Raw genomic sequence first — 22,904 nt, 5'->3', positions numbered from 1 at the left:
ATCTCAGGGACGGGGGCGCGAGGTCAGGAGATGCCGGCGGACGCGCAGGCCGCCGCGTACGTGCCGGCGCACAGGTCGGCCTTGGCGAGGAAGCCGTCCTTCACCACCGTCTCGGCGACGGTGTCCCGGGTGACCGCGACCGGTTCCAGCAGGACGGCGGGAACCTGACCGTTGCCGTTGTCGACGCGCCCGGTCGCGATCGTGTCGACGGGCTCACCGCGCAGCAGCGCGAGCGCCAGGTCGGCCGCCTGCTCCGCCTCCGGGCGGATGGCCTTGTAGACGGTCATGTGCTGATCTCCGGCGAGTACGCGCTGTACCCCGGCGAGTTCGGCGTCCTGGCCGGTGACGGGCGGCAGTGGGTTCACGTTCGCCCGGCGCAGCGCGGCGACCACGGCGCCGGCGATGCCGTCGTTCGCGGCGTAGACCCCGACGATGTTCTCCCGGCCGACGGTGGTGATCGCCTGGTCCATCTCCCGACCGGCGGTGTCGGGAGACCAGTCGGGGGTGAACGTGTCGAAGCCGATCGTCACCTTGCCCTCCAGGACCGACAGCGCGCCGTCCTTGAACTGCTGGGCGTTCGGGTCGTCCTGCGAGCCGTTGATCATGATGACCTTGCCGGCGCCGGCCCGGTCGCCGATCGCGTCGAGGAGCGCCTGGCCCTGCAACTGGCCGACCTTCTCGTTGTCGAAGGAGATGTAGGCGTCGACGGGCGCCTTCTGGATGAGCCGGTCGTAGGAGACCACGCGCACGCCACGGTCCCGCGCGTTGCGGGCGATCACCGCCGCGGCCTCGCCGTCCACCGGGTCCAGGACGAGGACCTTGGCGCCGTTGGTCATGGCCTGCTCGGCCTGGTTCTGCTGGGCGGCCGAGTCCTGGTCGGCGTTCGAGTACAGCACCTTGCAGTCGGGGCAGATCTTCGCCATCCGCGCCTCGAAGTAGGGGCGGTCGGCCGATTCGTAGCGGGTCGTCTGGGTCTCGGGTAACAGGAGCGCGATGGTTCCGCTCTCGGATCCTCCCTGGGGCGCCTCGTCATCGGACGAGTCCGACGTGCATCCCACCGCGGCCAGCACGACCATGACCGCCACCGACGCGGCCGCGAAAAGGCGACCTCGCCGTCTCCCCGCATGGCCGCGCATCCGACCGCGCCGAGGTACCCCGTCGTCGAGCGAGTTGTCTGCCACGCGCCCCTCCCGAGTTCGCTGCTGCGTGCCGGAGCGAACCGGTCACGCTCTGGTGGCAGTCTGCGGAGAGGACGACTTTGCCGTCAAGACTTGAATACAAGGATTAGGTCCGCAAAGTTTCCCGTTCATGTTCCGATGGCATCACGACTCGACGGCACAGATCGGCGACCCAGGGTCGTGATGGTGGGGCCGGAACACGCCCTGAGCTGGTACTCCGGAGCTGGGCCTGCGCGGACGCGCCCGTCAGGCCGGAGGGGTCGGCGCGGCGCCGCTCAGGATGGCGCCCGGTCAGGATGGCGCCCGGTCAGCGCGGGATCGGCTCGCCCTCGCGCAGCACCAGCGCGAGGGCGCCGAGGACCTCCGCACGCTCGCCGAGCACGCCGGCCACGATTGTCGGGACGGCCGCCGGAACCGCGAAGCGGTGCACCACCTGGCGCATCGGTTCCAACAGGGTCTCCCCCGCCGCCGCGAGGTCGCCGCCCACGACGATCATCTGGGGGTTCAGCAGGTTGCACAGGTTCGCGGCCGCGTTCCCGATGGCCCGGCCGGCGTCCGAGACCACGCGGGCGCATCCCGCGTCACCGGCGACCGCCCGGTCGATCATCCCGCGCACGGTGAGGTCCGGCCCGTGGCTCGTGCGCAGCGACTCGAGCAGCACCGACGTTCCGACGATCGTCTCCAGGCAGCCGCGGTTTCCACAGCGGCAGACCGAGCCGTTCTCGTCCAGCGTGGTGTGCCCGATCTCGCCGGCGGTTCCCGCTCCGCCGCGGTGGACGCGCCCGTCGATGACCAGGCCGGAGCCGACGCCGGTGGAGGCCTTGAGGTAGGCGAGGTCGCGGACGCCCTGGCCGGCGCCCCAGTGCAGTTCGGCGAGGGCACCGAGGTTGGCGTCGTTGTCGACCCGGACGGGCAGCCCGAGCCGCTCCGACATCTGCGCGGCGGCGGGCACGCCGACCCAGCCGGGCAGGATCGCCGAGGATCCGACGGCGCCGGTGACCGCGTCGATCGGGCCGGGCAGGCCCATGCCCACGCCGACCACGTCCGCCCGGTCGACGGCGAGCCGCCCGAGCAGGTCGTCGACCAGCCGGCCGGCCGTCGCGATGCCCTCCTGGGCCTGGTGATCGACGTCGATGTCGACGACGTCCTCGGCCAGCACCTCGTGCGCGAGGTCGCCGACGGCGACCCGCAGGTGGCGGTGGCCGAAGTCGAGCCCGATCACGACTCCGGACCGCCGTGACAGCGACACCCGGACCGCCCGCCGCCCGCCGCTCACCGCGGGGCGCACGTCGACGTCCCCGCTCTCGCGCAGCTCACCGACGATGTTGGAGACGGTCGCCGGGGACAGCCCGGTCAGCCGCGCGATCTCCGCCTGGGCGAGGCTGCCCTCCCGCCGCAGCACGCCCAGGACCCGGTCCCGGTTGGCGGCGCGCAGCGACGACTGGGAGCCGGGCGGCGTTCGGGGCATGAACACAAAGCCTTGCGGCGCGGCCACGTGGCCGTCAACGGTCATCGCGGTAGCGCCGTGCTGCCCGTGCCTGGCCGGGCCGGCTCCGCGGAGCCGGTCGCGTCCTCGGAGCCAGTCGCGCCCGCGGCACCGGTCGCGCCCGCGGCACCGGTCGCGCCCGCGGGCTCCAAGGTCGCCACGCACTCCACGTGCGAGGTCATCGGGAACAGGTCGAACGCGCGGAGCTCGGTGAGCCGATACCCCTCGCCCGCCGCGACCGCCACGTCCCGCGCGAGCGCGGCGGGGTCGCAGGCCACGTAGACGACCCGGCGCGGCCGGTGCGCGAGAAGCTCGGTCATGACCTCACGACCCGCGCCGGTCCGCGGCGGGTCGAGCACCGCGACGTCCACCGCCCGCCGGGCCGGGCCGGGCGTGGCGCCGCCGGCCGGGAGGCCGTCGGCGGGCGCGGCCGGCTGGTCCGCCGCGCCGACGAGGCCGCGGACCGTCGCCGGGGTCACCCGCAGGGAACGCAGCGACACCCAGGGCAGGTCCGCCAGGCTCCGCGCGGCGGAGCGGACGGCGGCCTCGTCGGATTCCAGCGCGATGACCCGCCCGGTCGGTCCGACCGCCTCGGCGAGGAACGCGGCGAACAGCCCCGCCCCGCAGTACAGGTCGAGGGCCGTGTCCCCCGCCGCGGCCGCGGCCGCCTCGCGCACCGCGGCGCCCAGCGTCGCCGCGGCGGCCGGGTGGACCTGCCAGAAGACCCCCGGCTCCAGCCGGAACTCGCGGCCCTCGACCGTCTCGACCACCTCGACCGGCGCCGGCTCGCCGCGGTCAGGACCGGGGCCCTCGGCGTCGGCGGTGGGGCCGGTCTCGGTGACGCGCCACCCGCCGGACCGCGTCGAGTACGCCACGGCGTCGCCGGGCATCGCCACGAGCTCCACCGCCTGGCCGGTCACCTCGGGCGAGCCGTCGCCGGTCAGGAAGACCGGGTCGGCGATCACCCGGGCGAGCAGCGGATGAGCGATCTTGCAGTCGGGAGTGGGCACCACCTCGTGGGAGCGGTGCGCGCGCAGCCCGACGCCGCCGTCGGGCGTCCGCGAGAAGCGCATCCTGGTGCGCCAGCCCAGCCCTTCGGGCCCCTCCGACGGCAACGCCTCGACCAGCACGGCACGGTCGAGGCCGGCCAGCCGCCGCAGCGCGTCCTCGACCACCCGCGCCTTGAGCCGGCGCTGCGCGGCGGGCGTGGCGTGCTGCCAGTCGCACCCTCCGCACCCGCCGGGACGCGCGTGCGGGCAGGGGGCCGCCACCCGGTCCGGGGAGGCGACGAGGATCTCGACGGCGTCGGCGCGCCAGTAACGGTCGTGGGAGACGTCGGTGATCCGGACCCGGACCCGCTCGCCGGGCAGCGCGTGACGCACGAACACGACCCGACCGCCGGCGCGGGCGACACAGAGCCCACGGTGCGCGACCGGGCCGACGTCAAGCTCCACCAGTTCGCCGGGCGGGACGGGGACGGGGCGCGTCACCCCGCCCGCCCTGTCGGTCCGGTCCCGATCGGCCCGCTCCGGCCGGTCCCGGCTGGTATCGCCGGCGCGGTCCCGGGCGGCGTCGCCGGCACGGTGCCGGACCGGCCGTCCGGTCCGCTCCGCCGTGCCGTCCGGTGTCGCGGTGTGTCGTCTGGTCCCGCTGGGCGGCCGCGCCGGGCGCCCGCTCACGGGGCATCCCCGGGCGGCGCCGCGTTTGAACTGGCCGGCGGGTTCGCGGTCACGGCGGCGTCACCGTCACCAGCGCTCCCCGGCCCCGGACCCCGGTGCCCGGGCCGGAAGTGCCCGGGCGGGGCCGCGCTGCCCCGCCTGACCGCGCCCGCGCCGACCGACTCCTGCCTGGTCTGCGCGTGCGAGCTGGACGCGAGCTGCCACGGGACACTGATCATCATCACCCCGGGCTGGAAGAGCAGCCGGGCCTTGAGCCGCAGCGCGCTCTGGTTGTGTAGCAGGTGCTCCCACCAGCGCCCGACGACGTACTCCGGGACGAACACGGCGGTCACGTCGCGCGGGCTCTCCCGCCGGATGCGGGCGACGTAGTCGAGGACCGGGCGGGTCACCTCCCGGTACGGCGACGCCAGTACAACGAGGTCGATCTTGATACCGCGTTCCTCCCAGGCCTGGCGCAGCCGTTCCGTCTCGGCCGGGTCGACGGCCACGGTGACGGCGACCAGCGTGTGCGGCTTCGTGGCCTTCGCGTAGGCCAGCGCGCGCAGGGTCGGCGCGTGGATCTTGCTGACCAGGACCACCCCGTGCACCCGGGACGGCAGGGTCGGCGGCCCGGGCTCGGGCGTCAGCTCGGTGGCGACCCGGTCGTAGTGCCGGCGGATGGCCTGCATACCCAGGTAGATCACCGGGATCGCGATGCAGACGATCCAGGCCCCGCGGGTGAACTTGGTGAGCAGCACGAGGATGAGCACGGCCCCGGTCAGGCACGCCCCGAGGAAGCTGATGGCCTGGTAGCGGCGGATCCTGCGGCGCATGCTCGCGTCCAGCGGCACGCCGCCGGCCAGCGGGTCACCACTCCGCTCGCCACCGCGCTCGGCGCTCCGCTCGCCGCCCGCCACCAGCGGGGCGGAGCCCTCGGGGGCGACCGGGTCGGATTCGCGCAGCAGGCGCGCCCAGTGCCGGACCATCCCGGTCTGGCTGAGGGTGAACGAGATGAACACACCGAGGATGTAGAGCTGGATCAGCGCCGTGACCTGCGCGTCGAACACGACGATGAGCAGGATCGCGAACCCGGCCAGCAGCACGATCCCGTTGGAGTAGGCGAGCCGGTCGCCGCGGGTGTGCAGCTGGCGGGGCAGGTAGCCGTCGCGCGCGAGGATCGAGCCGAGCACCGGGAAGCCGTTGAAGGCGGTGTTGGCCGCCAGGATCAGGATGAGCGTGGTCACCGCGGCCACGTAGATGAAGCCCACCGAGCCGTCCCCGAACACCGCGGCCGCGATCTGGGCGACGACGGTCCGCTGCTCGCCGTGCGCCCCGATGAGATCCGCCGGGTTCTCGGCGATGTGGACGTCCGAGATGAGGGCCAGCGCCGTCACACCGACGAACATGGTGACGGCGATGACGCCCATCATCAGCAGCGTGGTGGCGGCGTTGCGGCTCTTCGGCCGGCGGAACGCGGGCACGCCGTTGCTGATCGCCTCGACACCCGTCAGCGCCGTGCAGCCCGACGCGAAGGCGCGCAGAACCAGGAAGAGCAGGGCCAGGCCGGCGAAGTTCTGTTCCGGGTGGACCTCGTACCCGGCGCTTTCGGCCCGCGGGGCGTGACCGAGGGCGGTCTTCACCAGCCCCGTCACGATCATCACGAGGATGCCGAGGATGAACGCGTAGGACGGCACGGCGAACGCCGACCCGGACTCACGCACACCGCGCAGGTTGACCAGCGTGAGCAGCACGACCAGGAGGCTGGCGATGAGCACCTTGTGCTCGGCGAGCCCCGTCGCCGCCGATGTCAGGTTCGCGACACCCGCGGACACCGACACGGCGACGGTGAGCACGTAGTCCACCAGCAGGGCGCTGCCGACCATCAGGCCGGCGCGGGGGCCCAGGTTGACCGAGGCCACCTCGTAGTCGCCGCCGCCGCTGGGGTAGGCGTGCACGTTCTGCCGGTACGACGCCACCACGGTCAGCATGAGGATCACGACCGCGGCCGCGATCCACGGCGTGTAGTGCAGCAGCGTGAGTCCGCCGAGCGCGAGGACGAGAAGGATCTCCTCCGACGCGTAGGAGACCGATGAGAGCGCGTCGCTGGCGAAAACGGGGAGCGCGACCCGCTTGGGCAGCAATGTCTCACCGAGTCGGTCCGAGCCGATGGGGCGACCGACGAATCCGCGCTTCAGTCGGTCTGTGAGCGCCACGCGGCGATGCTACCGACCCCGGTCCCACCTCCCCAGTGTGTGTGACGTGGCGCACTCCAACCCGGCCATAGCGACACACCTGCCTGATGAGCTGCCCGGACGGGTGGCCGACAGACATCGACCGGGCAACCCCGATCGGACTACGCTCACCTCCCGTGCACGTCGTGATCCTCGGCTGCGGCCGGGTCGGCTCATCCCTGGCTGGTGCCGTCGAGCGGCTCGGCCACTCGGTGGCCGTCATCGACCAGAACCCGGCCGCGTTCAATCGCCTGTCGGCCGGCTTCGGCGGACGGGCGGTGACCGGCATGGGCTTCGACCGGGACACCCTCGTCGAGGCCGGCATCGCCGGGGCGGCCGCGTTCGCCGCGGTCTCCAGCGGGGACAACTCGAACATCATCTCCGCCCGGGTCGCCCGGGAGATGTTCGGCGTGGAGCGGGTGGTGGCCCGCATCTACGACCCCCGGCGGGCCGAGGTCTACGAACGCCTCGGCATCCCCACCGTCGCCACGGTGCGCTGGACGCGCGACCAGATCCTCGGTCGTCTCGTCCCGGACGCCGTCACCCCCGAGTGGACGGACACGTCCGGCTCGGTGCTGCTCACGGCGGTCACGCCGGCGCGCGGCTGGGTGGGACGGCGGCTCGCCGAGCTGGAGTCCCGGGCCGAGGTCAGGGTGGCGTGCGTGACCCGGTTCGGCGACGGCCTGCTCCCCGACGGGCGGACCATGGTGCAGGACGGCGACGTCCTGCACATCGCGGTCGCCAAGGCGCGGGCCACCGAGGCGGACGCGATCATCCGCACCGGCCCCGACCACGACTGACGACGCGGGCACCACTGGCGACGCCGGCACGACTGACGACGAGAGACGAGGACCTGCGATGACCGCGGATCCGGACGCGCGTACCGGGGGCACCGAACAGGACGGGGCCGCCGAGCGGAGCGGGGTGGCGAACCGGCGGGTGGCGATCGCGGGCGCCGGCAAGGTCGGCCGCTCGATCGCCGCGGAGCTGCTGGAGAACGGCTCCGAGGTGCTCATCATCGAGCGCGACCCGAACAAGATCCGCCGGGACGCGCTGCCCGCGGCGGACTGGCTGCTCGCCGACGCCTGCGAGCTGTCCTCCCTCGACGGCGCCGGCCTGGACTGCTGCGCGGTGATGGTCGCCGCCACCGGCGACGACAAGGTCAACCTCGTGGTCTCGCTGTTGGCGAAGACCGAGTTCGGCGTGCCCAGGGTGGTCGCGCGGGTCAACCATCCCAAGAACGAGTGGCTGTTCACCGAGTCCTGGGGCGTCGACGTGGCGGTGTCCGCGCCGCGCATGCTGACCGCGCTGGTCGAGGAGGCGGTGAGCGTCGGTGACCTGGTGCGCCTGATGAAGTTCCGCCAGGGCGACGCCTCCCTCGTCGAGCTCACTCTGACCGCGGACGCGCCCGTCGTGGGCCGGCGGCTGGGCGACGTCGACCTCCCGCCGGACTCCGCCGTCGTCGTGATCCTGCGGGACGGCAACGCGGTGGTCCCGTCACCGGACAGCACGCTCGAGCCGGGCGACGAGGTGCTGGCCGTCGCGACCACGAGCGAGGCCGAGGAGAGCCTCGCGGCGCTGCTCGGCGCCGTCCCCGCCGACGCCAGCCGGAACCAGCGCGTCTCCGGGGTGCTCTAGCCGATCCCGGTCGTCGCGCCGGGGGCGCGGCGCGGTCTGTCAGTCGTTCGGGATGCCCGTGGCGAGCTGGCCGGGTTCGCCGGTCTGACCGTCCTCCTCGGACGGCTCGTCCTCCGCCAGCGGGGCGAGGCGCCGGACGATCGCGAAGGTGGCCAGCACGGCCGTGCCGAACAGCGGCAGACCCAGCACGATGTTCGCCGCCGCGAGCCAGCCGGACTCCCCCGCGAGGTAGAGCACGCCCTGGATCGCGAACCGTGCCGCGAACACCGCGATCCAGACGAAGGTGGCCCAGACCGCCGCCCGCCGGACGGACGGTGTCTCCCGCCAGTCGGAGTACCGCTGGTCGAAGCCGGCCATCACGTAGCCGCCGACGGGACGCCCGACGAGGACCGAACCGAGGCCGACGACGGCGCAGACGGCGTTCTTCGCTATCGAAGGCAGGAAGAAGCCCTCGGCGCTGCCCGTCCGGGAGGCGATGAAGGCGGCGAACCCGACCGCGAAGAGCCCGGAGAACGCCTGCTGGACGGGCTCGTGCCGCACCACCCGCAGGACCACGAGCCCGACCGCCGCCGCGATCGCGACGACGATCCCCGCCGTCAGGCCGGCCTCGGCGTTGACGGTGACGAACGCCACCGTCGGAATGGCACTGTCAATGATCCCGCGCGGGCCGCCCACCGCCTCTGCCAGCGTGACCGGTGACTCACCAGCGGTGCCGCGGCCACCGGACCCACCGGACCCACCGGACCGGCCACCGAACCGGCTGGCGATCCCACCGGCCCGGCTGGCGGCGGCGTCGCGCCCGGCCGGGAGGCCAGGGCCCGCCCCCGGTACCGCGACGCCGTCGACCGGGGTCACGGCCGCTCCGCCGGGGTCGCCCGGACCCGTCGCCGGGTTCGGCACTGACGGATCCTGCGGAGACGCTGGTGGCATGGGCGGTGTAGTCCTGTCGCCGGGCGCCACTCAGGCGCTGGTCGAGGAGGCTGGCAGCAACTCGTAGCGGGGATTGAACATCGTGGTCCGCTCGTCGCGCACGACGACCCGACCGGATGCCTTGACCGATCGACCGGCCTCTATGCCCGCGATGTGCTTGCGGCCGAGGAACACGAGAGTCACGGTGCCGCTTCCATCATAGAGGTCGACCTCCAGACTCGGCGCCCCCGAACGCGCCCGGACGGTTACCGAACGTATGGATCCGGCGACGCACGCCTCCTCGCGGTCCCGACAGGCGTGCATCGGGTCCGCGCCGACGGCGACCGACGCCTGCCGCAGCTCCTCGTCCTCAAGTTCCTGGTTGTCCGCTGTCAGCCGGTGGAACCGTCGTCCCAACCAGCCGCGCCCCTCGCCCACGGCTCCTCCGATCATCGAACCGCTCCCGAAGCCGGGCGACGGAATCCGAAACCTGGGACGTCACCGGACCGGCGGGTGGGAATCCCACCACGAGCCCACGCATCGGCGCCCTGAACCGGGATTATGAGGTGGACGGACCACCCGCCACCACCGATCGCGCCCATGATGGGACAGCCGGCGAAGGGCCGCCGCGCGCCACGGACTCGTTCCCGTACTGTTTCGGCGCCGTTCCGCCTCCGGTCACCGGCCTCGGCGCGGCGGCCCGACGGGCCGGGAAAGGGTCAGCGGGTCTCGCTGACCCGAACGCCGGGAACCGGGATCGCGGGCCTGGAATCCGAGCGCTGCTCGGCTTCCGCGCCGGGGCCGTCCGGATGCTCGGAGATCTCCTTCGGCAGCCGCAGCGGCAGCGGATCCCGCACGGGCATCGCCGAGTCGCCGCGGACCACGATGATCCCACCGAGCGTCTCGTCGAGCAGCGGCCCGGCCGACGGGTCCTGCCCCGCCGCGCCGGTCACGACGGCCCGCAGGAACCAGCGGGGCCCGTCGACGCCGATCATCCGCCCGGGCACGGTCTCCCCCGGCTGGCTCGTGGGCAGCCGCAGCCTCAGCTCCAGCCCGTACGGGCCCTCGACCTCGCTGCCGCCGGTGTCCCGCACGGTCTCCAGGATCTCCGTGCGGACGTCGTCCCACAGCGGGCTGGTCTTCGGCGCGGCGAACACCGCGAGCTCCATGGCGCTGCGCCCGTCCGTCACGACGACGGTGAGCGGCTTGCCGGTCGACTCCTCCACCTGGAACTGCACCTGGACGCCGCTCAGCGCCGGCACCCGCAGCGCCCCGAGGTCGAGCCTGTGCACGTCGTCGTCGGGTGCCTCCTCGAGGTCGAAGGGGCCGACCAGATCGACGTCGTCCGGCTCCTCCACCCTCGGGTCGGCCGCCATGACGGCCGACGACCTACGACCCCGACCGAACACCGTGGTCCTCCCTTCGCGGTCCGCCGTCGGAGGACCGCCCGAAACCGCCCGTCGACCCGAAGCCGCCCGCACCCCGGACGGAATCCGGGAGCAGGTCGACCTCGCGGAAGACCGCGTGCTCCACCCGCTGGACCACGAGCTGAGCCACCCGATCCCCACGACGGAGAGCGATGACTTCACTTCGATCGGTGTTTATAAGTATCACCTTGACTTCTCCACGGTAACCGGCATCGACGGTTCCGGGGGCGTTGACCACGGACAGACCGTGTCGCGCGGCCAGTCCGCTGCGGGGATGCACGAAAGCCGCATAACCCTCGGGCAGCGCGACGGAGAGGCCGGTTCCGACGACGGCCCGTTCACCGGGCGCCAGCGTGATGTCCTGCGCGGTCACCAGGTCGGCGCCGGCGTCCGAGGGCTGGGCGTAGGCGGGCAGCGGGAGACCCGGGTCCAGACGGCGGACCAGCACCTCCAGCGTGCCCATGCCGGCGGCCGGCTTGCCGGTCGGCGGCACCGAATCACCGGTCGGCTGGCGGGTCGGCGGCTCGGGGCGCTGCGCGCCGGGGACGATGTCGCCGGCCACGCCATCACCGGGCACGGCGTCGGCTGGTGGGGCGTCGGCGCGCAGGGCGCCGACAGGAAGCGGGGCGCCGGGTGGCGTGGGGGTGGTCGCGGTCATGATTCTCCTGGGTCGTCCTCACCCGGGCGGGCTGTCCGCGACACTAACGACTCCCCGTGACGAGACGGCCGGCACATGCCGGCGACACGAGGACGACCCGACCTCCGGCGGTCGCGAGGGGGAAACCGCGCGCCGCGGGGTAGGGCAGAAGAGCGATACCAGCTGCGCCCCGGCGAGTCGGGGCGGACGGACGAGAGGTGTGGGGTGGCCGGACCGGCTTCGAAGATGGGATGGAAAGTCGTGGGCGGCGCGGCGACCGCGCTCGCCGGCACCGCGGCGAGCAGGGGCGTCACCGCGGCCTACCGGAAGATACGCAAGTCCGACCCGCCGGTGAACCCGGCGGACCCGGAGACCGCCTGGGCGGAGGCGATCGCCTGGGCCGCGCTCTCCGGCCTGGCCATCGGTCTCGGCCGGCTGGCCGCCGAGCGGGTCGCCGCGCGCGGCTGGGTCCGGGCGACGGGCTCCCCGCCCCCCGGCATGCTGCGCCCGGAGATCTCGGCCTCGGAGAACTAGGCCGACGGCGGCACCGCTGCGCACAACTGTGGCGGTTGAGTGACATCCACGACTCGCTCAACCGCCACGGATCACCGAACGTCGGGCTGCGGCCGCGGGACCCGGTCAGTCCAGGCGGCGTAGGTCCTTGCGGAAGCGGCGTCCGTTCTCGACGTAGTGGGCGGCCGCCATGGTGATGAGTTCCTGCGAGGCGGCGCCCTCGCGGATCTTCGCCGGGATGCCCAACGCCATCGCCCGCTCGGGAACCACCATCCGGTTGCCGACCACGGCGCCGGCGGCGACCAGGGCGCCGCGTGCCACCCGGGCCTGGTGCAGGACGATCGACCCGGAGCCGACCAGGGAGCCGTCCTCGACCACGCAGCCCTCGAGGTGCACGATGTGCCCGATCACGCAGTCGTCCCCGACGATCGTGGGGAACTGCGCGGTCGTGTGGATCACCGTGCCGTCCTGGATGGACGTCCGCGCGCCGATCACGATGCGCCCCTGGTCGCCGCGGAGCACGACGCCGGGCCAGACCGTCGACTCCGGGCCGATCGTGACGTTCCCGATCACCGTCGCGTCGGGATGAACGTACGCGGACGGATCGATCGAGGGTTCGAGGTCCCCCAACGCGTAGATGGCCACGTTTCCATCCTGCCGCATCGTGCCGCCACCCGCGGCACTCACGGTTTCCGCTGGTCGCGGCGCCCGTCCGGGCGGGGTGGCGACGTACTCAGCCGCCGTGTGGCGGTTGCGTGAGGCCGTGTGGCGGTTGCGTGAGATGGCGCAGCTTCGCCGGGTTGACCACGACGTCGATCTCCGTGACCAACCCGCGCCACACCGTGAGCGCGACGACGTTCGCCAGCCGCGGACCGACGTACGTGGCGATACCCGCTCCCCCGTTGACCTCGACCGGGACGAAGCGCACCGCGGCCCCGTACTGCCGGCGGCCCTTCTCGATCAGGCCGTGCAGGAACCGCGCCACCTTGTCCGCCCCGTCGATCGGGCGCAGCGCGGCGCGCACCACACCGCCGCCGTCCGAACGCAGGACGACGTCCGGGTCGAGGACGCGCAGCAGCGCGGCCAGGTCACCGCCCGCCGCGGCCGCCAGGAACGCATCGGCGACACCGCGCCGCTGGGCCGGGTCGGGATCGAAGCGGACGGCCCGCTCCCGCACGTGCCGCCGGGCGCGGCTGGCGAGCTGCCGGCTGGCGGCCGGGCTGCGGCCGGTCACCTCGGCGACCTCCTCGAAGCCGTAGCCGAAGACGTCGTGCAGGATCAGCGCGGTCCGCTCGGCCGGGCTCAGTGACTCCAGGACGACCAGCATGGCCATGCTGACCGACTCGGCGAGGGTGACCCGGTCCGCCGGATCGGCCCGCTCGGCGGCCACGGCCGTGACCTCGCCGACCGGGCCGGTCGCGCCGCCCCCGCCGGCCGGCCCCGACCGACCCCGGCCGGTGTGGGCCACGACGCCGGCCACCGCCGACCCGCCCGGACCGGACGGGCCGACCAGCGGCTCGGGCAGCCACGGCCCGACGTAGGTCTCCCGCCGGACCCGAGCCGAGCGGAGATGGTCGAGGCAGAGCCGGCCGACGACCACGGTCAGCCATCCGCGCAGGTCCTCGATGGCGGCCGGGTCGGTCCGGGCGAGGCGCAGCCAGGCGTCCTGGACGATGTCCTCGGCGTCGGTGACCGAGCCGAGGATGCGATAGGCCACGGAGCGCAGGTACCCGCGCTCCGCCTCGAACGCCTCGGCCAGCGCACCGGGGCCGCCCGCGTCGGGCCTGTCGGTCACACCGCACCCCCGTCGCGGGCGGTGACGATCAGCCGGCCGGCGGGACGAGCACCACGTCGACAGCCAGCTCGCCGCCGGTGCCGACCAGGCTCAGCTCCCAGATCCCGCCGGCGCTGCGCAGGTCCACGGCGGCCTGCCCGACCAGCGCGACGACGTCGGCGTCACCGCTGACCCGGGCGGTGGCGACCTCGGCCTTCATCGACACCTTCGCCTCGGACTTGGCCCGGCGCACCGCGGAGAGCGCGGCGCCGACCGCGTCCAGCAGCTCGGGACGGCCGTCCCCGGCGGCCTCGCGGACCTCGGCGGCCTCCGGCCAGCGGGCCCGGTGCACCGAGCCCGCCCGCCACCAGGACCAGACCTCCTCGGTGACGAACGGCAGGAACGGCGCGAACAGGGTGAGCAGCGTCGACAGCGCGATCGCCAGCGTCGCCCGCGCGGAGGCGGCGCCGGCCTCCCCGTGCCCGCCGTACGCCCGGCCCTTGACCAGCTCGACGTAGTCGTCGCAGAACCGCCAGAAGAAGGTCTCGGTGACCTCGAGCGCCCGGGTGTAGTCGTAGCCCTCGAACGCGCCGGTGGCCGTGTCGACGACCCGGGCGAGCTCGGCGAGCAGCGCCCTGTCCAGCGGTTCGGTGATCGCGGCCGGGCCGGGTGCGGCGTCGGCCGCGGGGGCCACGTCGCCCTCGAAGACCTCGCCCTCGCCCGCCTCGGCGAGGCCGAGCACGAACCGGCTCGCGTTGAGGATCTTGATGGCGAGCCGGCGGCCGGTCTTCATCTGGCCGACGTCGAAGGCCGTGTCGGTGCCCGGACGGCCCGAGGCCGCCCAGTAGCGGACGGCGTCCGAGCCGTGCTGCTCGAGCAGGCCCATGGGCGTGACCACGTTGCCCTTGGACTTCGACATCTTCTTGCGGTCCGGGTCGAGAATCCAACCCGAGATCGCCGCGTCCGTCCAGGGCAGCGTGCCGAACTCGTCGTGGCTGCGCAGCACGGTCGAGAACAGCCAGGTCCGGATGATCTCGTGCGCCTGGGGGCGCAGGTTCATCGGGAACACCTGCGCGAACAGCGCCGGGTCGCTCTCCCAGCCACTGGCGATCAGCGGCGTCAGCGAGGAGGTGGCCCAGGTGTCCATGACGTCGGGGTCGGCCATGAAGCCGCCGGGCACGCCCCGCTGCTCGGCCGTGTAGCCCGGGGGGACGTCACTGGACGGGTCCACGGGCAGGGTGGCCTCGGCCGCGACGATCGGGGCGTCGTGGCGGGGCTGGCCGTCCGCGTCGAGCGGGTACCAGACCGGGAAGGGCACACCGAAGAAACGCTGCCGGCTGATCAGCCAGTCGCCGTTGAGGCCGTCCACCCAGTTCTCGTAGCGCACCCGCATGTACTCGGGGTGCCAGCGCAGCTCGCTGCCACGCTGGCGCAGCTGCTCACGCAACTGCTCGTCCCGGCCGCCGTTGCGGATGTACCACTGGCGGGTGGTGACGATCTCGAGCGGCCGGTCGCCCTTCTCGTAGAACTTGACCGGGTGGTTGATCGCCCGCGGCTCGCCGAGCAGCGCGCCGGACTCCTGCAGGGCCGCCACGATCGCCGTCCTGGCGGCGGCGATGGTCTTCCCGCCGAGCTGGGCGTAGTGCTCCCGGCCGGCCGGCGACGAGATCGCCTCGGGGGCCTCGGCGATCAGGCGGCCGTCCCGGCCGATGACCGCGCGGGCGGGCAACCGCAGCTCACGCCACCAGATGACGTCGGTGAGGTCACCGAAGGTGCAGATCATGGCGATGCCGGAGCCCTTCTCCGGATCAGCCAGCCGGTGCGCCACCACCGGCACCTCGACGTCGAACAGCGGCGTGCGCACCGTCTGCCCGAACAGCGGCTGGTAGCGCGCGTCATCGGGATGCGCCACGAGTGCCACGCAGGCCGGCAGCAGCTCCGGACGGGTCGTCTCGATCACCACCGGGTCGCCGCCGGGCCGCCCGAACGCGAGCGTGTGGTACGCGCCGGGGCGCTCCCTGTCCTCCAGCTCGGCCTGGGCGACCGCGGTGCGGAACGTGACGTCCCACAGCGTCGGGGCCTCGGCCAGGTAGGCCTGGCCGCGGGCGAGGTTACGCAGGAAGGCCCGCTGCGCCACCGCGCGGGACCGGGTGTCGATGGTCGCGTAGGTGTGCGACCAGTCGACGGAGAGACCGAGGCGGCGCCAGAGCTCCTCGAAGCCCTTCTCGTCCTCGATCGTCAGCGTCTCGCAGAGCTCGACGAAGTTGCGCCGGGAGATCGGGAGCTGGTCCTTGCCCGGCTTCTCCGGCGGGGTGAAATCCGGGTCGTAGGGCAGCGACGGGTCGCACCGCACGCCGTAGTAGTTCTGCACCCGACGCTCGGTCGGCAGCCCGTTGTCGTCGAACCCCATGGGGTAGAAGACCTCGCGCCCGCGCATCCGCTGGAAGCGGGCGATCAGGTCTGTGTGGGTGTACGAGAACACGTGGCCTACGTGCAGCGAGCCACTCACGGTCGGTGGCGGGGTGTCGACCGAGTAGACCCGCTCCCGCGGCGCCGACCGGTCGAACTCATAGGTCCCGCACTCGTGCCACTGCTCGGACCAGCGGGTCTCGATCCCGTCCAAGCTCGGCTTGGCGGGCACCGCGCGGGTCGGCCGTTCCGTACTGTCCGTTGCCACCACGCGCACAATCCTACGGGGCACGCGATCGTCGCCATCGCGGCGGGAGTGCGGGCCGCGGGCCCCTCGCCACTCCCGCCGCCGGCCGGCCTTGGCAGGATGAGCACCGTGGACGCGCCCCCCAGCACCCTCCGCCCGGCCCCGGCCGCCCTGCTCGACCTCGGCCTGGACGTCGCTCGCGAGGCCGGGACCCTGCTCGTCACCGGCCGCGCCGGCACGGTCGCCGCCGAGGCGACGAAATCCTCGCCGACCGACGTCGTCACCGCGCTGGACCGCGCGTCGGAGGCCCTCGTCGCCCGCCGCCTGCGCGAAGCCCGCCCGGACGACGGCCTGCTCGGTGAGGAGGGCTCCGACACCGCGGGCACCAGCGGCGTCCGCTGGATCGTCGACCCCCTCGACGGGACGGTCAACTTCCTCTACCGCCTGCCCAACTGGGCGGTGTCGATCGCGGCCGAGTTGGACGGCGAGATCGTGGCGGGCGTGGTGCACGCGCCCGCGATGGGAGTCACATACACCGCTGTCCGCGGCGGCGGCGCCTTCCGCTGGGAGACACCGGTGGGCACGGATCGCGGGGGCGGCCTGGGCGCGGGCGCGTCGCCCGGGCCGACGGCCGGGGAGCCGACGAAGCTGACCGGTTCGGCGGTGACCGAGCTGGGCGGCGCACTCGTCGCCACCGGCTTCGGATACACCGAGCGCCGCCGGACGACCCAGGCCGCGGTGCTGACCCGGGTCGTGCCCAGGGTCCGCGACATCCGCCGGATGGGCGCGGCCTCCCTCGACCTCTGCGCCGCCGCGGCGGGCATCGTCGACGCCTACTACGAACGTGGACTACACCCCTGGGACCACGCGGCGGGCGCACTGATCGCCGCCGAGGCGGGCCTGCGGGTCGGCGGCCTGGACGGCCGGGAAGCCGGCGAGGACCTCGTCATAGCCGCTCCCCCCTCCCTGTTCGCCGACCTCACCGCCCTGCTGGCCGAACACCCCCGCGCCGACACCGACTAGCGGCCACCACCAGCCCGGCGGTCCGGCCCCGCTTCCGGGCTCCGCGATGCGGCCCTGGCCCGCCTGACCCCGGCCCCGCCGGGCCAGGGCCGGGCCAGGGGCTGGGCTGGGCTACGGGCGGGTCAGGGAGGTGCCTCCGGGCGTCGGTTCGCTGGTCCCGGCTGGTGGGCGCTCGAACCAGACTGTGCGGCGGATGTAGTCGATGTGGCTGACGATGATCCGTACGACGCGGCGGGAGACGTCGTCCACGTCGTAATCGGGGACGATCCGCGGTGCCCGGTCCCCCTGCGCCGCGCCGACGACCAGGTCGACCGCGGCGAGGACCCGGTCCGGCCGGGGCAGGCAGGAGACCGCCACTCCGTGGTCGACGCCCTCGGGGCGCTCGTGCGCCTCCCGGATCATCACCGCGGGGAACCCGAGCAGCGAGGCCTCCTCGGTCAGCGAGCCGCTGTCCGAGATCACGCACTGCGCCGCCCGCTGCAACGCGATGTAGTCCGCGAACCCGAAGGGCCGGCAGAAACGGACGAGGCCGTCGGTCGCCGGGGCGCGGCCGGACGCCTCAAGGGCGTCGAGACGATGCCGGGTACGCGGGTGGGTGGAGACGATGATCGGCACCCGGTAGCGGGCGGCCAGCGCGTTGAGTGTCTCCAGCAGGCCGATGAGCAGCTCCGGCGCGTCGATGTTCTCCTCCCGGTGCGCGCTGAACACCAGGAAGTGGCCCGCGGTGACACCGAGGTTCGTGAGCACCGGTGAGGCGTCGACGAGCGGCGCGTAGTGGTCGAGGACCTCCTTCATCGGCGAGCCCGTGACGAAGATCCGCTGCGCCGGCAGACCCTCGGCCAGCAGGTGGCGCCGCGCGTGCTCGGTGAGCGGGAGGTTGATGTCGCTGAGGTGGTCGACCAGCCGGCGGTTGATCTCCTCCGGGACCCGGTCGTCGAAACAGCGGTTCCCGGCCTCCAGGTGGAACACCGGGATGTGCCGCCGCCGGGCCGCAATGACCGCGAGCGTGGTGTTCGTGTCCCCGTAGAGCAGCAGCGCGTCCGGGGACTCGTCGACGAACACCGCGTCGGAGCGGGCGATCACCCGGCCGATGGTCTCGGCGGCGCTCGCGCCGACGGCGTCGAGGAAGTGGTCCGGTTTGCGGATACCGAGCTCGTCGAAGAACACCTGGTTCAGCTCGTAGTCATAGTGCTGGCCCGAGTGGACCAGGCAGACGTCCACGGCCCGCTCGAGCGCCGCGATGATTCGGCTCAGCTTCACGATCTCCGGACGGGTGCCGAGCAGGATCATGACCCGCGCCCGGTGCTCGGCCGGCCCGGGTCGGCCGCGCGGCACCGGCGCGGGAACTCCCATGATCTCCGTGCGCGGCACCCGGTCGGGCATGGTCATCCGGCCGGCCGCGCCCTGGCGGTCCGGGGGGAGGCGCCGGTTCGGGACCGTGGGAACGGTCGGCCCGGTAGGGGCGATCGGCGTGGACGGTGCGGTCGGCACAGAGGGACCTGTTCGTGCGGTCGTTCCCGCGGTCCCGGTCATTGCGGTCATTCCTCCTCGTTCCGCCGGCCCCCGCCCGGCGGTGCTCTCTCCCGCGGCGCCCTGGTCCGCGACGCTCTGTTCCTCGGTGCCCTGACCACCGACGTTCTGACCACCGACGCCCTGGGCCCCGACACCCGGCCCGCCGGCACCCTGACCTGGGACGCCCGGCCCGTCGGCGCCCTGGCCGGGAATGCTCTGGCCCCTGGTGCCCTGGCCGGGCACGGTCTGACCGCCGGCACCGCCGCCGTCCAGCCCGGTCGTGTTGGGAGTCGTGTTGGGAGAGGTCGCGGTGTGGCCGGCCTGTGGCCTGGGCCTGGGCCTGGCCGCCGGTATCCGGTGGGACACCCCCATGTCGGGCTCCCCGGCGACACCCGGATCACGCCGGACGTCCGCATCACGCAGGGCATCCGGGTCACGCCGGACGTCGGAATCACGCCGGACGTCCCCGCCGTGTCGGTCCACCGTGCCGTCCTGGGCGTCCTGGGCGTCCTGGGCGTCCGAGCCGCGCTGGGACTCCGGACCTCGCTGGCGGTGGGATCCCCCGCCGGAGAACCAGCTCCGGAAGAAGCCCGTCCGCGTGAGCTCGGCGTCGTCCCCGTGTTGCCGGGCGCCGGTGTGGTCGTCTCTGTCGCCTCTCGTTCTCGACACGCCGCTGTCCCTTCTACCGGAGCGGATCGACCGGCTCGGCCGACCAGGGCTGATGCGGCGACCGTTTCCCGGAGCCGTGTTCGTCGAGGTTCCTGTCAGGCATCGGCGTGCACTCCGTTCGGGGAGGTGAGGGCGGCGCGGGGGCTTCCGATCGCGTCGGGACGAGGCGCCGGGGGGAGCCGGGGAGGAGCCTTCGAGTCACGCCGTTCCATCGCGGTCGCCAACTCGTCGACCATCGCCGGCCACCCGGGCGGCCGGTAGCCGGTTACCGGCCACAGCCGGCGTGCGGACAGCGCCCGGTTGCGCACCTCGCCGAGCAGCCTGGTCATCCCGTGGACGTCCACCGGGTCGGGCACGTCCTCCTCACGTCCCTCCGCGCGCCGCCCGACCAGGCCGACGGCGTTCACGACGGCGTCCGGTCGCACCGCGGCGAACGCGTCGACCATGGTGTCGCGGCGGCGGACGTCCACGCCGGTGAGCACCCGGTCGGCGGTGGCGGGCAGGACGGTGCGGTGGCCCTGACGGTGGCGGTGACGTCATGGTCGCGGACGAGCCGGCGGACCAGCTCACCGCCGAGCATGCCGTCGCCGCCGAGGACCAGTACACGCATCTAGCGCTCCTTCGAGACCGGGGTCCGGTCGGGGTGGGCCGTCCGCTCGTGATGCCCGGACTCGTGGTGCTCGGGTGTCCGGCGCCTGGCCGCTACCCCTGAAGCAAGTATGACTCTCTGTATTGAAATGATCGCTACCTGAAGCGATGACGCGCCGGACGGCGGCGACGCGGACGGAGATCGCACCACAGCGGGAACACCCGGGGACGCGCCGAGCAGAGATGCCGGACATCAGCCCGGGTCGCTCTACTCTCTGTGCCTAAGTGACAACCAAACGGCGCACTCAGGCCTCGAACGGGTCACCGACGGCCGGTCGGAGGCGCGGGCGCCGGGACGGATCGCCCACGGGCAACGGACGAATGAGGCACGAGACGGGGATGACGCACCGGACGGCACGGCTCCCGGCGCCACCAGGCCGGGCACGGCGCCTGCGGTACCACCGCAACAGCCGGGGCGAGCTGTGGGTGAACGTCACCTCGTCCCACCTGGTCCTGCCGGACTACGTCAACCTCGACCCCGCGTTCTCCCCCGGCCTCGTCGCCGCCTACCCCGCGCTGCGGCGGACGTCCGACCTCACCCGGCTGCTGCGGGCGTCCCGCACGCTGCGCCTGCTGCGCAGGGGGTGCGCGGCCGGCTGGCGATCGGCGCGCCGGCCGCGGCTGGCCACGGTCGTCGCCCGGCTCGCCCCCCGCCCCCGCCCACGTCCGCGTCCGCGTCCGCGCTGGCGCGACCTACCGGCGGGTCCGCGGGACGGGCAGGGCTGGACGATCCGCGAACAGTGGGAGGCCCGGGAGGTGGCCGTCGTCGCGCGGCACGACCCGCGGGCCGCGCTGCCACTGGACGACGACTCGGTCGATCACCTTCTCTGCGCGCACGTCCTGCAGGAGCTGCCGCCGCCGGCGATGCGGCGGGCGCTGGACGAGTACGCCCGCGTCCTGCGCCCGGGCGGGACGCTGCACGTCGTGCTGCCTGACCTGCGGTACGCGGTCGACCGGTACGTCCGCGGCGAGATCGACGCCGACGAGCTGGTGGCGTGGCAGCGCCTGCGCTCGCCCGGGGAGGAGCGGGGCTCGGGGCGCCTCGGCCTGCCCCGGCGCGGGAACGCGCGACACCCGACCAGTCCGGTGAACCGGTGGCACTACGACGCGCACACGGCCGAGCGCCGGCTCGTCGGCGCCGGCTTCAAGATCGCCTCTGGGACGTCCCCGAGCTCTCCGGTGTACCGGGAGGACCCCGGCTCGTTGCACCTGGTGGCCGTCCGCGCCTGACCGTCCGCGCCCCGACCGGCCGGGCGGGGCACGTTCGGGCCGTCCGGCGGCGTCCGCGCGACAGCAGCACCCTAATCCGACGGATGATGTGGTGTGCCCCGATTCGTCCCGCGTCGGTTGTCACATCCGACTTGCGGGCCCGCAACATCACGATTAGCTGACTTATCTTTCGTTGACTTACCTTTGTTTTTGCCGGCAGGCACGCGCCGGTATGAGGCGCGGCGGGGGGCGGCGGCATGCGGGACGCGCGCGCACGGCAGTCGTGCGACGCCCCCGAAGTGACGCCGGCAGAGACCGTGGACGGTGAGCACGACACCCGCGAACGCGACATCGACGGCGAGACCGAAGGCGGCAGCGAGGCCGGCCCGCCGGGTGACGGGAGCGGCGCGGCGGCCGGCGCCGCGCGGCGCGGCCCGGTACGCCGGGTTCTGCTCGTCCTGACCGCCCTGCTGTCGGTCGCCGTGGTGGTGGTGACCACCACGGGCTGGTTCGTCATCACCTTCTACGACCGCAGGATCGATCGCGAGACCATCGCGCCGCCTGCCGACATCACGGTGACCCGCCCACCGCCCGCGCCGGTCGGCACCGAGACCTGGCTGCTCGTCGGCTCCGACGTGCGCACCGGCTCGGACGCCGCGGCGGTCAGCGGCGCGCGATCCGACACTATGATGATCGCCCACCTGGCCTCGGACGGGCGGACGAACATCGTGTCGGTCCCCCGTGACCTGAGGGTGCCCATCCCGGCCTGGACCGACGACGGCGGCACCCACCACCGGGCCCGCCGAGACAAGATCAACGCAGCGTTCAGCAGCGGTGGCCCCGCGCTCCTGGTCGCCACCCTCGAGCAGGTGGCGGGACTGCGCATCAACCACTACGCCGAACTCGACTTCAACGGCTTCCAGCAGATGACGTCCGCGATCGGTGGCATCGACGTGTGTCTGCAGGCATCGAGCTACGTCGAGCCGCACACACTGGAGAACGGCCGGCGGGTGCGGTCGATGAACCTGAACGACCCCAGCTCCGGTTTCCTCGGGCAGCCGGGAAACAATCATCTGATCGGCGGCAATGCGCTTGCCTTTGTTCGGCAACGACATGGTTTCGCTGACGGTGACCTCTCCCGGATCCGGCGCCAGCAGGCGTTTCTCGCGGCGATGTTCCGAAAGGTCAGCAGCAGCGACGTCCTCCTGCGCCCGACCAAGCTCGCCGCGTTTCTGGGCGCGGTGACGCGGTCGGTGGTGCTGGACAACGAGACCGGCTTCACCGAGCTGCGCGCGCTGGCCGAGCGGATGCGCGGGATGACGACCGGCGCCGTCACGTTCTCCACCGTCCCGATCACGGGCCAGATCGCCGAACCGGCCTTCTACTTCCTGTACGACCCCGACCAGATGCGGCAGTTCTTCCGGAACATCACCGGCGGCGAGTCCCTGCCCGAGCCCACCGGCTCCGGAGACCCCGTCCCGCTCGGCGGCGCCTTCACCCCGGAACCCTCGATCGGCGCACCGACCGCCCCCACCGCGGCAGTCGCCCTCCCACCCACCGAGAGCGTCACCCCCACGGTGACACCTCAGGTACCCGAGGCGGCATCGACGCCCGCCTCCCCGGCCGAACAGCCAACAGTCACCCCCACACCCCCGCCCACGGCGATGCCCACGACCACGGCGCCGACCGGTGTGGGGGGGGCGGCCCGCCCCCCCCCCCCCCCCCCCCCCCCCCCC

General features: G+C 73.5%; 20 protein-coding genes. 7 read left to right on the top strand and 13 right to left on the bottom strand.

All coding sequences use genetic code 11. From position 1 onward, the window contains the following. Positions 1-23: 23 nt before the first annotated feature. The 4 genes from MXD62_RS13610 to MXD62_RS13595 all read right to left on the bottom strand — a co-directional run bounded on the left by MXD62_RS13610 (position 24) and on the right by MXD62_RS13595 (position 6,535). A complete protein-coding gene (locus MXD62_RS13610; RefSeq protein WP_248829635.1) occupies positions 24-1,181 on the bottom strand; it encodes a sugar ABC transporter substrate-binding protein in 1,158 nt (385 codons plus the stop codon). A gap of 304 nt (positions 1,182-1,485) precedes the next feature. Beyond that, on the bottom strand, positions 1,486-2,691 hold the full coding sequence (locus MXD62_RS13605; protein ID WP_248829634.1) for an ROK family transcriptional regulator: 1,206 nt from the start codon (positions 2,689-2,691) through the stop codon (positions 1,486-1,488). Continuing rightward, positions 2,688-4,154, bottom strand: a complete 1,467-nt coding sequence (locus tag MXD62_RS13600; protein WP_248829660.1) for a class I SAM-dependent RNA methyltransferase — start codon at positions 4,152-4,154, stop codon at positions 2,688-2,690. The genes MXD62_RS13605 and MXD62_RS13600 overlap by 4 nt, the downstream gene beginning before the upstream one ends. A gap of 185 nt (positions 4,155-4,339) precedes the next feature. Next, positions 4,340-6,535, bottom strand: coding sequence for an APC family permease (locus MXD62_RS13595; protein ID WP_248829633.1), 2,196 nt, complete (start codon positions 6,533-6,535; stop codon positions 4,340-4,342). A 155-nt stretch (positions 6,536-6,690) separates the two neighbouring features. On the opposite strand from MXD62_RS13595, the gene MXD62_RS13590 reads away from it, so the two are divergent. Both MXD62_RS13590 and MXD62_RS13585 read left to right on the top strand, forming a co-directional pair. Beyond that, positions 6,691-7,353, top strand: a complete 663-nt coding sequence (locus MXD62_RS13590; RefSeq protein ID WP_071061635.1) for a TrkA family potassium uptake protein — start codon at positions 6,691-6,693, stop codon at positions 7,351-7,353. A gap of 58 nt (positions 7,354-7,411) precedes the next feature. Next, positions 7,412-8,191, top strand: coding sequence for a TrkA family potassium uptake protein (locus MXD62_RS13585; RefSeq protein ID WP_020462664.1), 780 nt, complete (start codon positions 7,412-7,414; stop codon positions 8,189-8,191). Between the two features lie 39 nt (positions 8,192-8,230). Here MXD62_RS13585 and MXD62_RS13580 read toward each other — a convergent pair whose 3' ends face one another. The 4 genes from MXD62_RS13580 to dut form a co-directional block, all read right to left on the bottom strand. Then, on the bottom strand, positions 8,231-9,046 hold the full coding sequence (locus tag MXD62_RS13580) for a DUF3159 domain-containing protein (RefSeq protein ID WP_248829632.1): 816 nt from the start codon (positions 9,044-9,046) through the stop codon (positions 8,231-8,233). A 105-nt stretch (positions 9,047-9,151) separates the two neighbouring features. Beyond that, positions 9,152-9,538, bottom strand: a complete 387-nt coding sequence (locus tag MXD62_RS13575) for an OB-fold nucleic acid binding domain-containing protein (RefSeq protein ID WP_071061631.1) — start codon at positions 9,536-9,538, stop codon at positions 9,152-9,154. Between the two features lie 281 nt (positions 9,539-9,819). Next, entirely contained in the window at positions 9,820-10,476 is a 657-nt protein-coding gene (locus tag MXD62_RS13570) for a DUF3710 domain-containing protein (protein ID WP_248829631.1), read from the bottom strand. Between the two features lie 13 nt (positions 10,477-10,489). Next, a complete protein-coding gene (gene dut / locus MXD62_RS13565; RefSeq protein WP_248829630.1) occupies positions 10,490-11,185 on the bottom strand; it encodes a dUTP diphosphatase in 696 nt (231 codons plus the stop codon). Between the two features lie 204 nt (positions 11,186-11,389). On the opposite strand from dut, the gene MXD62_RS13560 reads away from it, so the two are divergent. Then, entirely contained in the window at positions 11,390-11,698 is a 309-nt protein-coding gene (locus MXD62_RS13560; RefSeq protein ID WP_248829629.1) for a DUF4235 domain-containing protein, read from the top strand. 105 nt (positions 11,699-11,803) lie between these two features. On the opposite strand, the gene MXD62_RS13555 is transcribed toward MXD62_RS13560, so the two are convergent. From MXD62_RS13555 to valS, 3 genes are all read right to left on the bottom strand, one after another. Then, the gene (locus MXD62_RS13555; RefSeq protein WP_157473579.1) at positions 11,804-12,322 is read right to left on the bottom strand and encodes a gamma carbonic anhydrase family protein; all 519 of its coding nucleotides are present in this window, start codon (positions 12,320-12,322) and stop codon (positions 11,804-11,806) included. Between the two features lie 88 nt (positions 12,323-12,410). Further along, a complete protein-coding gene (locus MXD62_RS13550; protein WP_308301254.1) occupies positions 12,411-13,472 on the bottom strand; it encodes a sigma-70 family RNA polymerase sigma factor in 1,062 nt (353 codons plus the stop codon). 28 nt (positions 13,473-13,500) lie between these two features. Continuing rightward, complete coding sequence (gene valS / locus MXD62_RS13545) at positions 13,501-16,131, bottom strand: valine--tRNA ligase (protein ID WP_248829628.1); 2,631 nt, start codon at positions 16,129-16,131, stop codon at positions 13,501-13,503. A gap of 96 nt (positions 16,132-16,227) precedes the next feature. Here valS and MXD62_RS13540 point away from each other — a divergent pair, with 96 nt between their 5' ends. Continuing rightward, on the top strand, positions 16,228-17,130 hold the full coding sequence (locus tag MXD62_RS13540) for an inositol monophosphatase family protein (protein ID WP_248829627.1): 903 nt from the start codon (positions 16,228-16,230) through the stop codon (positions 17,128-17,130). Between the two features lie 111 nt (positions 17,131-17,241). On the opposite strand, the gene wecB is transcribed toward MXD62_RS13540, so the two are convergent. Both wecB and MXD62_RS13530 read right to left on the bottom strand, forming a co-directional pair. Beyond that, positions 17,242-19,311: a non-hydrolyzing UDP-N-acetylglucosamine 2-epimerase gene (gene wecB / locus MXD62_RS13535; protein WP_308301253.1), complete on the bottom strand. Its 2,070-nt coding sequence runs from the start codon at positions 19,309-19,311 to the stop codon at positions 17,242-17,244. Between the two features lie 95 nt (positions 19,312-19,406). Beyond that, complete coding sequence (locus tag MXD62_RS13530) at positions 19,407-19,793, bottom strand: hypothetical protein (protein WP_248829626.1); 387 nt, start codon at positions 19,791-19,793, stop codon at positions 19,407-19,409. 56 nt (positions 19,794-19,849) lie between these two features. On the opposite strand from MXD62_RS13530, the gene MXD62_RS13525 reads away from it, so the two are divergent. The 3 genes from MXD62_RS13525 to MXD62_RS13515 form a co-directional block, all read left to right on the top strand. Next, positions 19,850-20,023, top strand: coding sequence for a hypothetical protein (locus tag MXD62_RS13525; RefSeq protein WP_248829625.1), 174 nt, complete (start codon positions 19,850-19,852; stop codon positions 20,021-20,023). Positions 20,024-20,280: 257 nt separating this feature from the next. Next, on the top strand, positions 20,281-21,189 hold the full coding sequence (locus tag MXD62_RS13520) for a class I SAM-dependent methyltransferase (protein ID WP_248829624.1): 909 nt from the start codon (positions 20,281-20,283) through the stop codon (positions 21,187-21,189). Positions 21,190-21,425: 236 nt separating this feature from the next. After that, positions 21,426-22,904: LCP family protein (locus tag MXD62_RS13515; protein WP_248829623.1), on the top strand; the 1,479-nt coding region annotated here is incomplete at its 3' end.

The sequence above is a fragment of the Frankia sp. Mgl5 genome, from assembly GCF_023242985.1.
GTDB lineage: Bacteria > Actinomycetota > Actinomycetes > Frankiales > Frankiaceae > Parafrankia > Parafrankia soli.
Note: the sequence above shows the minus strand (reverse complement) of the source record. Positions and strands in the feature narration are given on the sequence as shown.

Excerpts from the sequence above, each read along its gene's own strand:
- MXD62_RS13585 (WP_020462664.1), top strand. The coding sequence starts at position 7,412 with ATGACCGCGGATCCGGACGCGCGTACCGGGGGCACCGAACAGGACGGG.
- MXD62_RS13520 (WP_248829624.1), top strand. The coding sequence starts at position 20,281 with ATGAGGCACGAGACGGGGATGACGCACCGGACGGCACGGCTCCCGGCG.
- MXD62_RS13605 (WP_248829634.1), bottom strand. The coding sequence starts at position 2,691 with ATGACCGTTGACGGCCACGTGGCCGCGCCGCAAGGCTTTGTGTTCATG.
- MXD62_RS13540 (WP_248829627.1), top strand. The coding sequence starts at position 16,228 with ATGAGCACCGTGGACGCGCCCCCCAGCACCCTCCGCCCGGCCCCGGCC.
- MXD62_RS13525 (WP_248829625.1), top strand. The coding sequence starts at position 19,850 with ATGGTCGCGGACGAGCCGGCGGACCAGCTCACCGCCGAGCATGCCGTC.
- MXD62_RS13570 (WP_248829631.1), bottom strand. The coding sequence starts at position 10,476 with ATGGCGGCCGACCCGAGGGTGGAGGAGCCGGACGACGTCGATCTGGTC.
- dut (WP_248829630.1), bottom strand. The coding sequence starts at position 11,185 with ATGACCGCGACCACCCCCACGCCACCCGGCGCCCCGCTTCCTGTCGGC.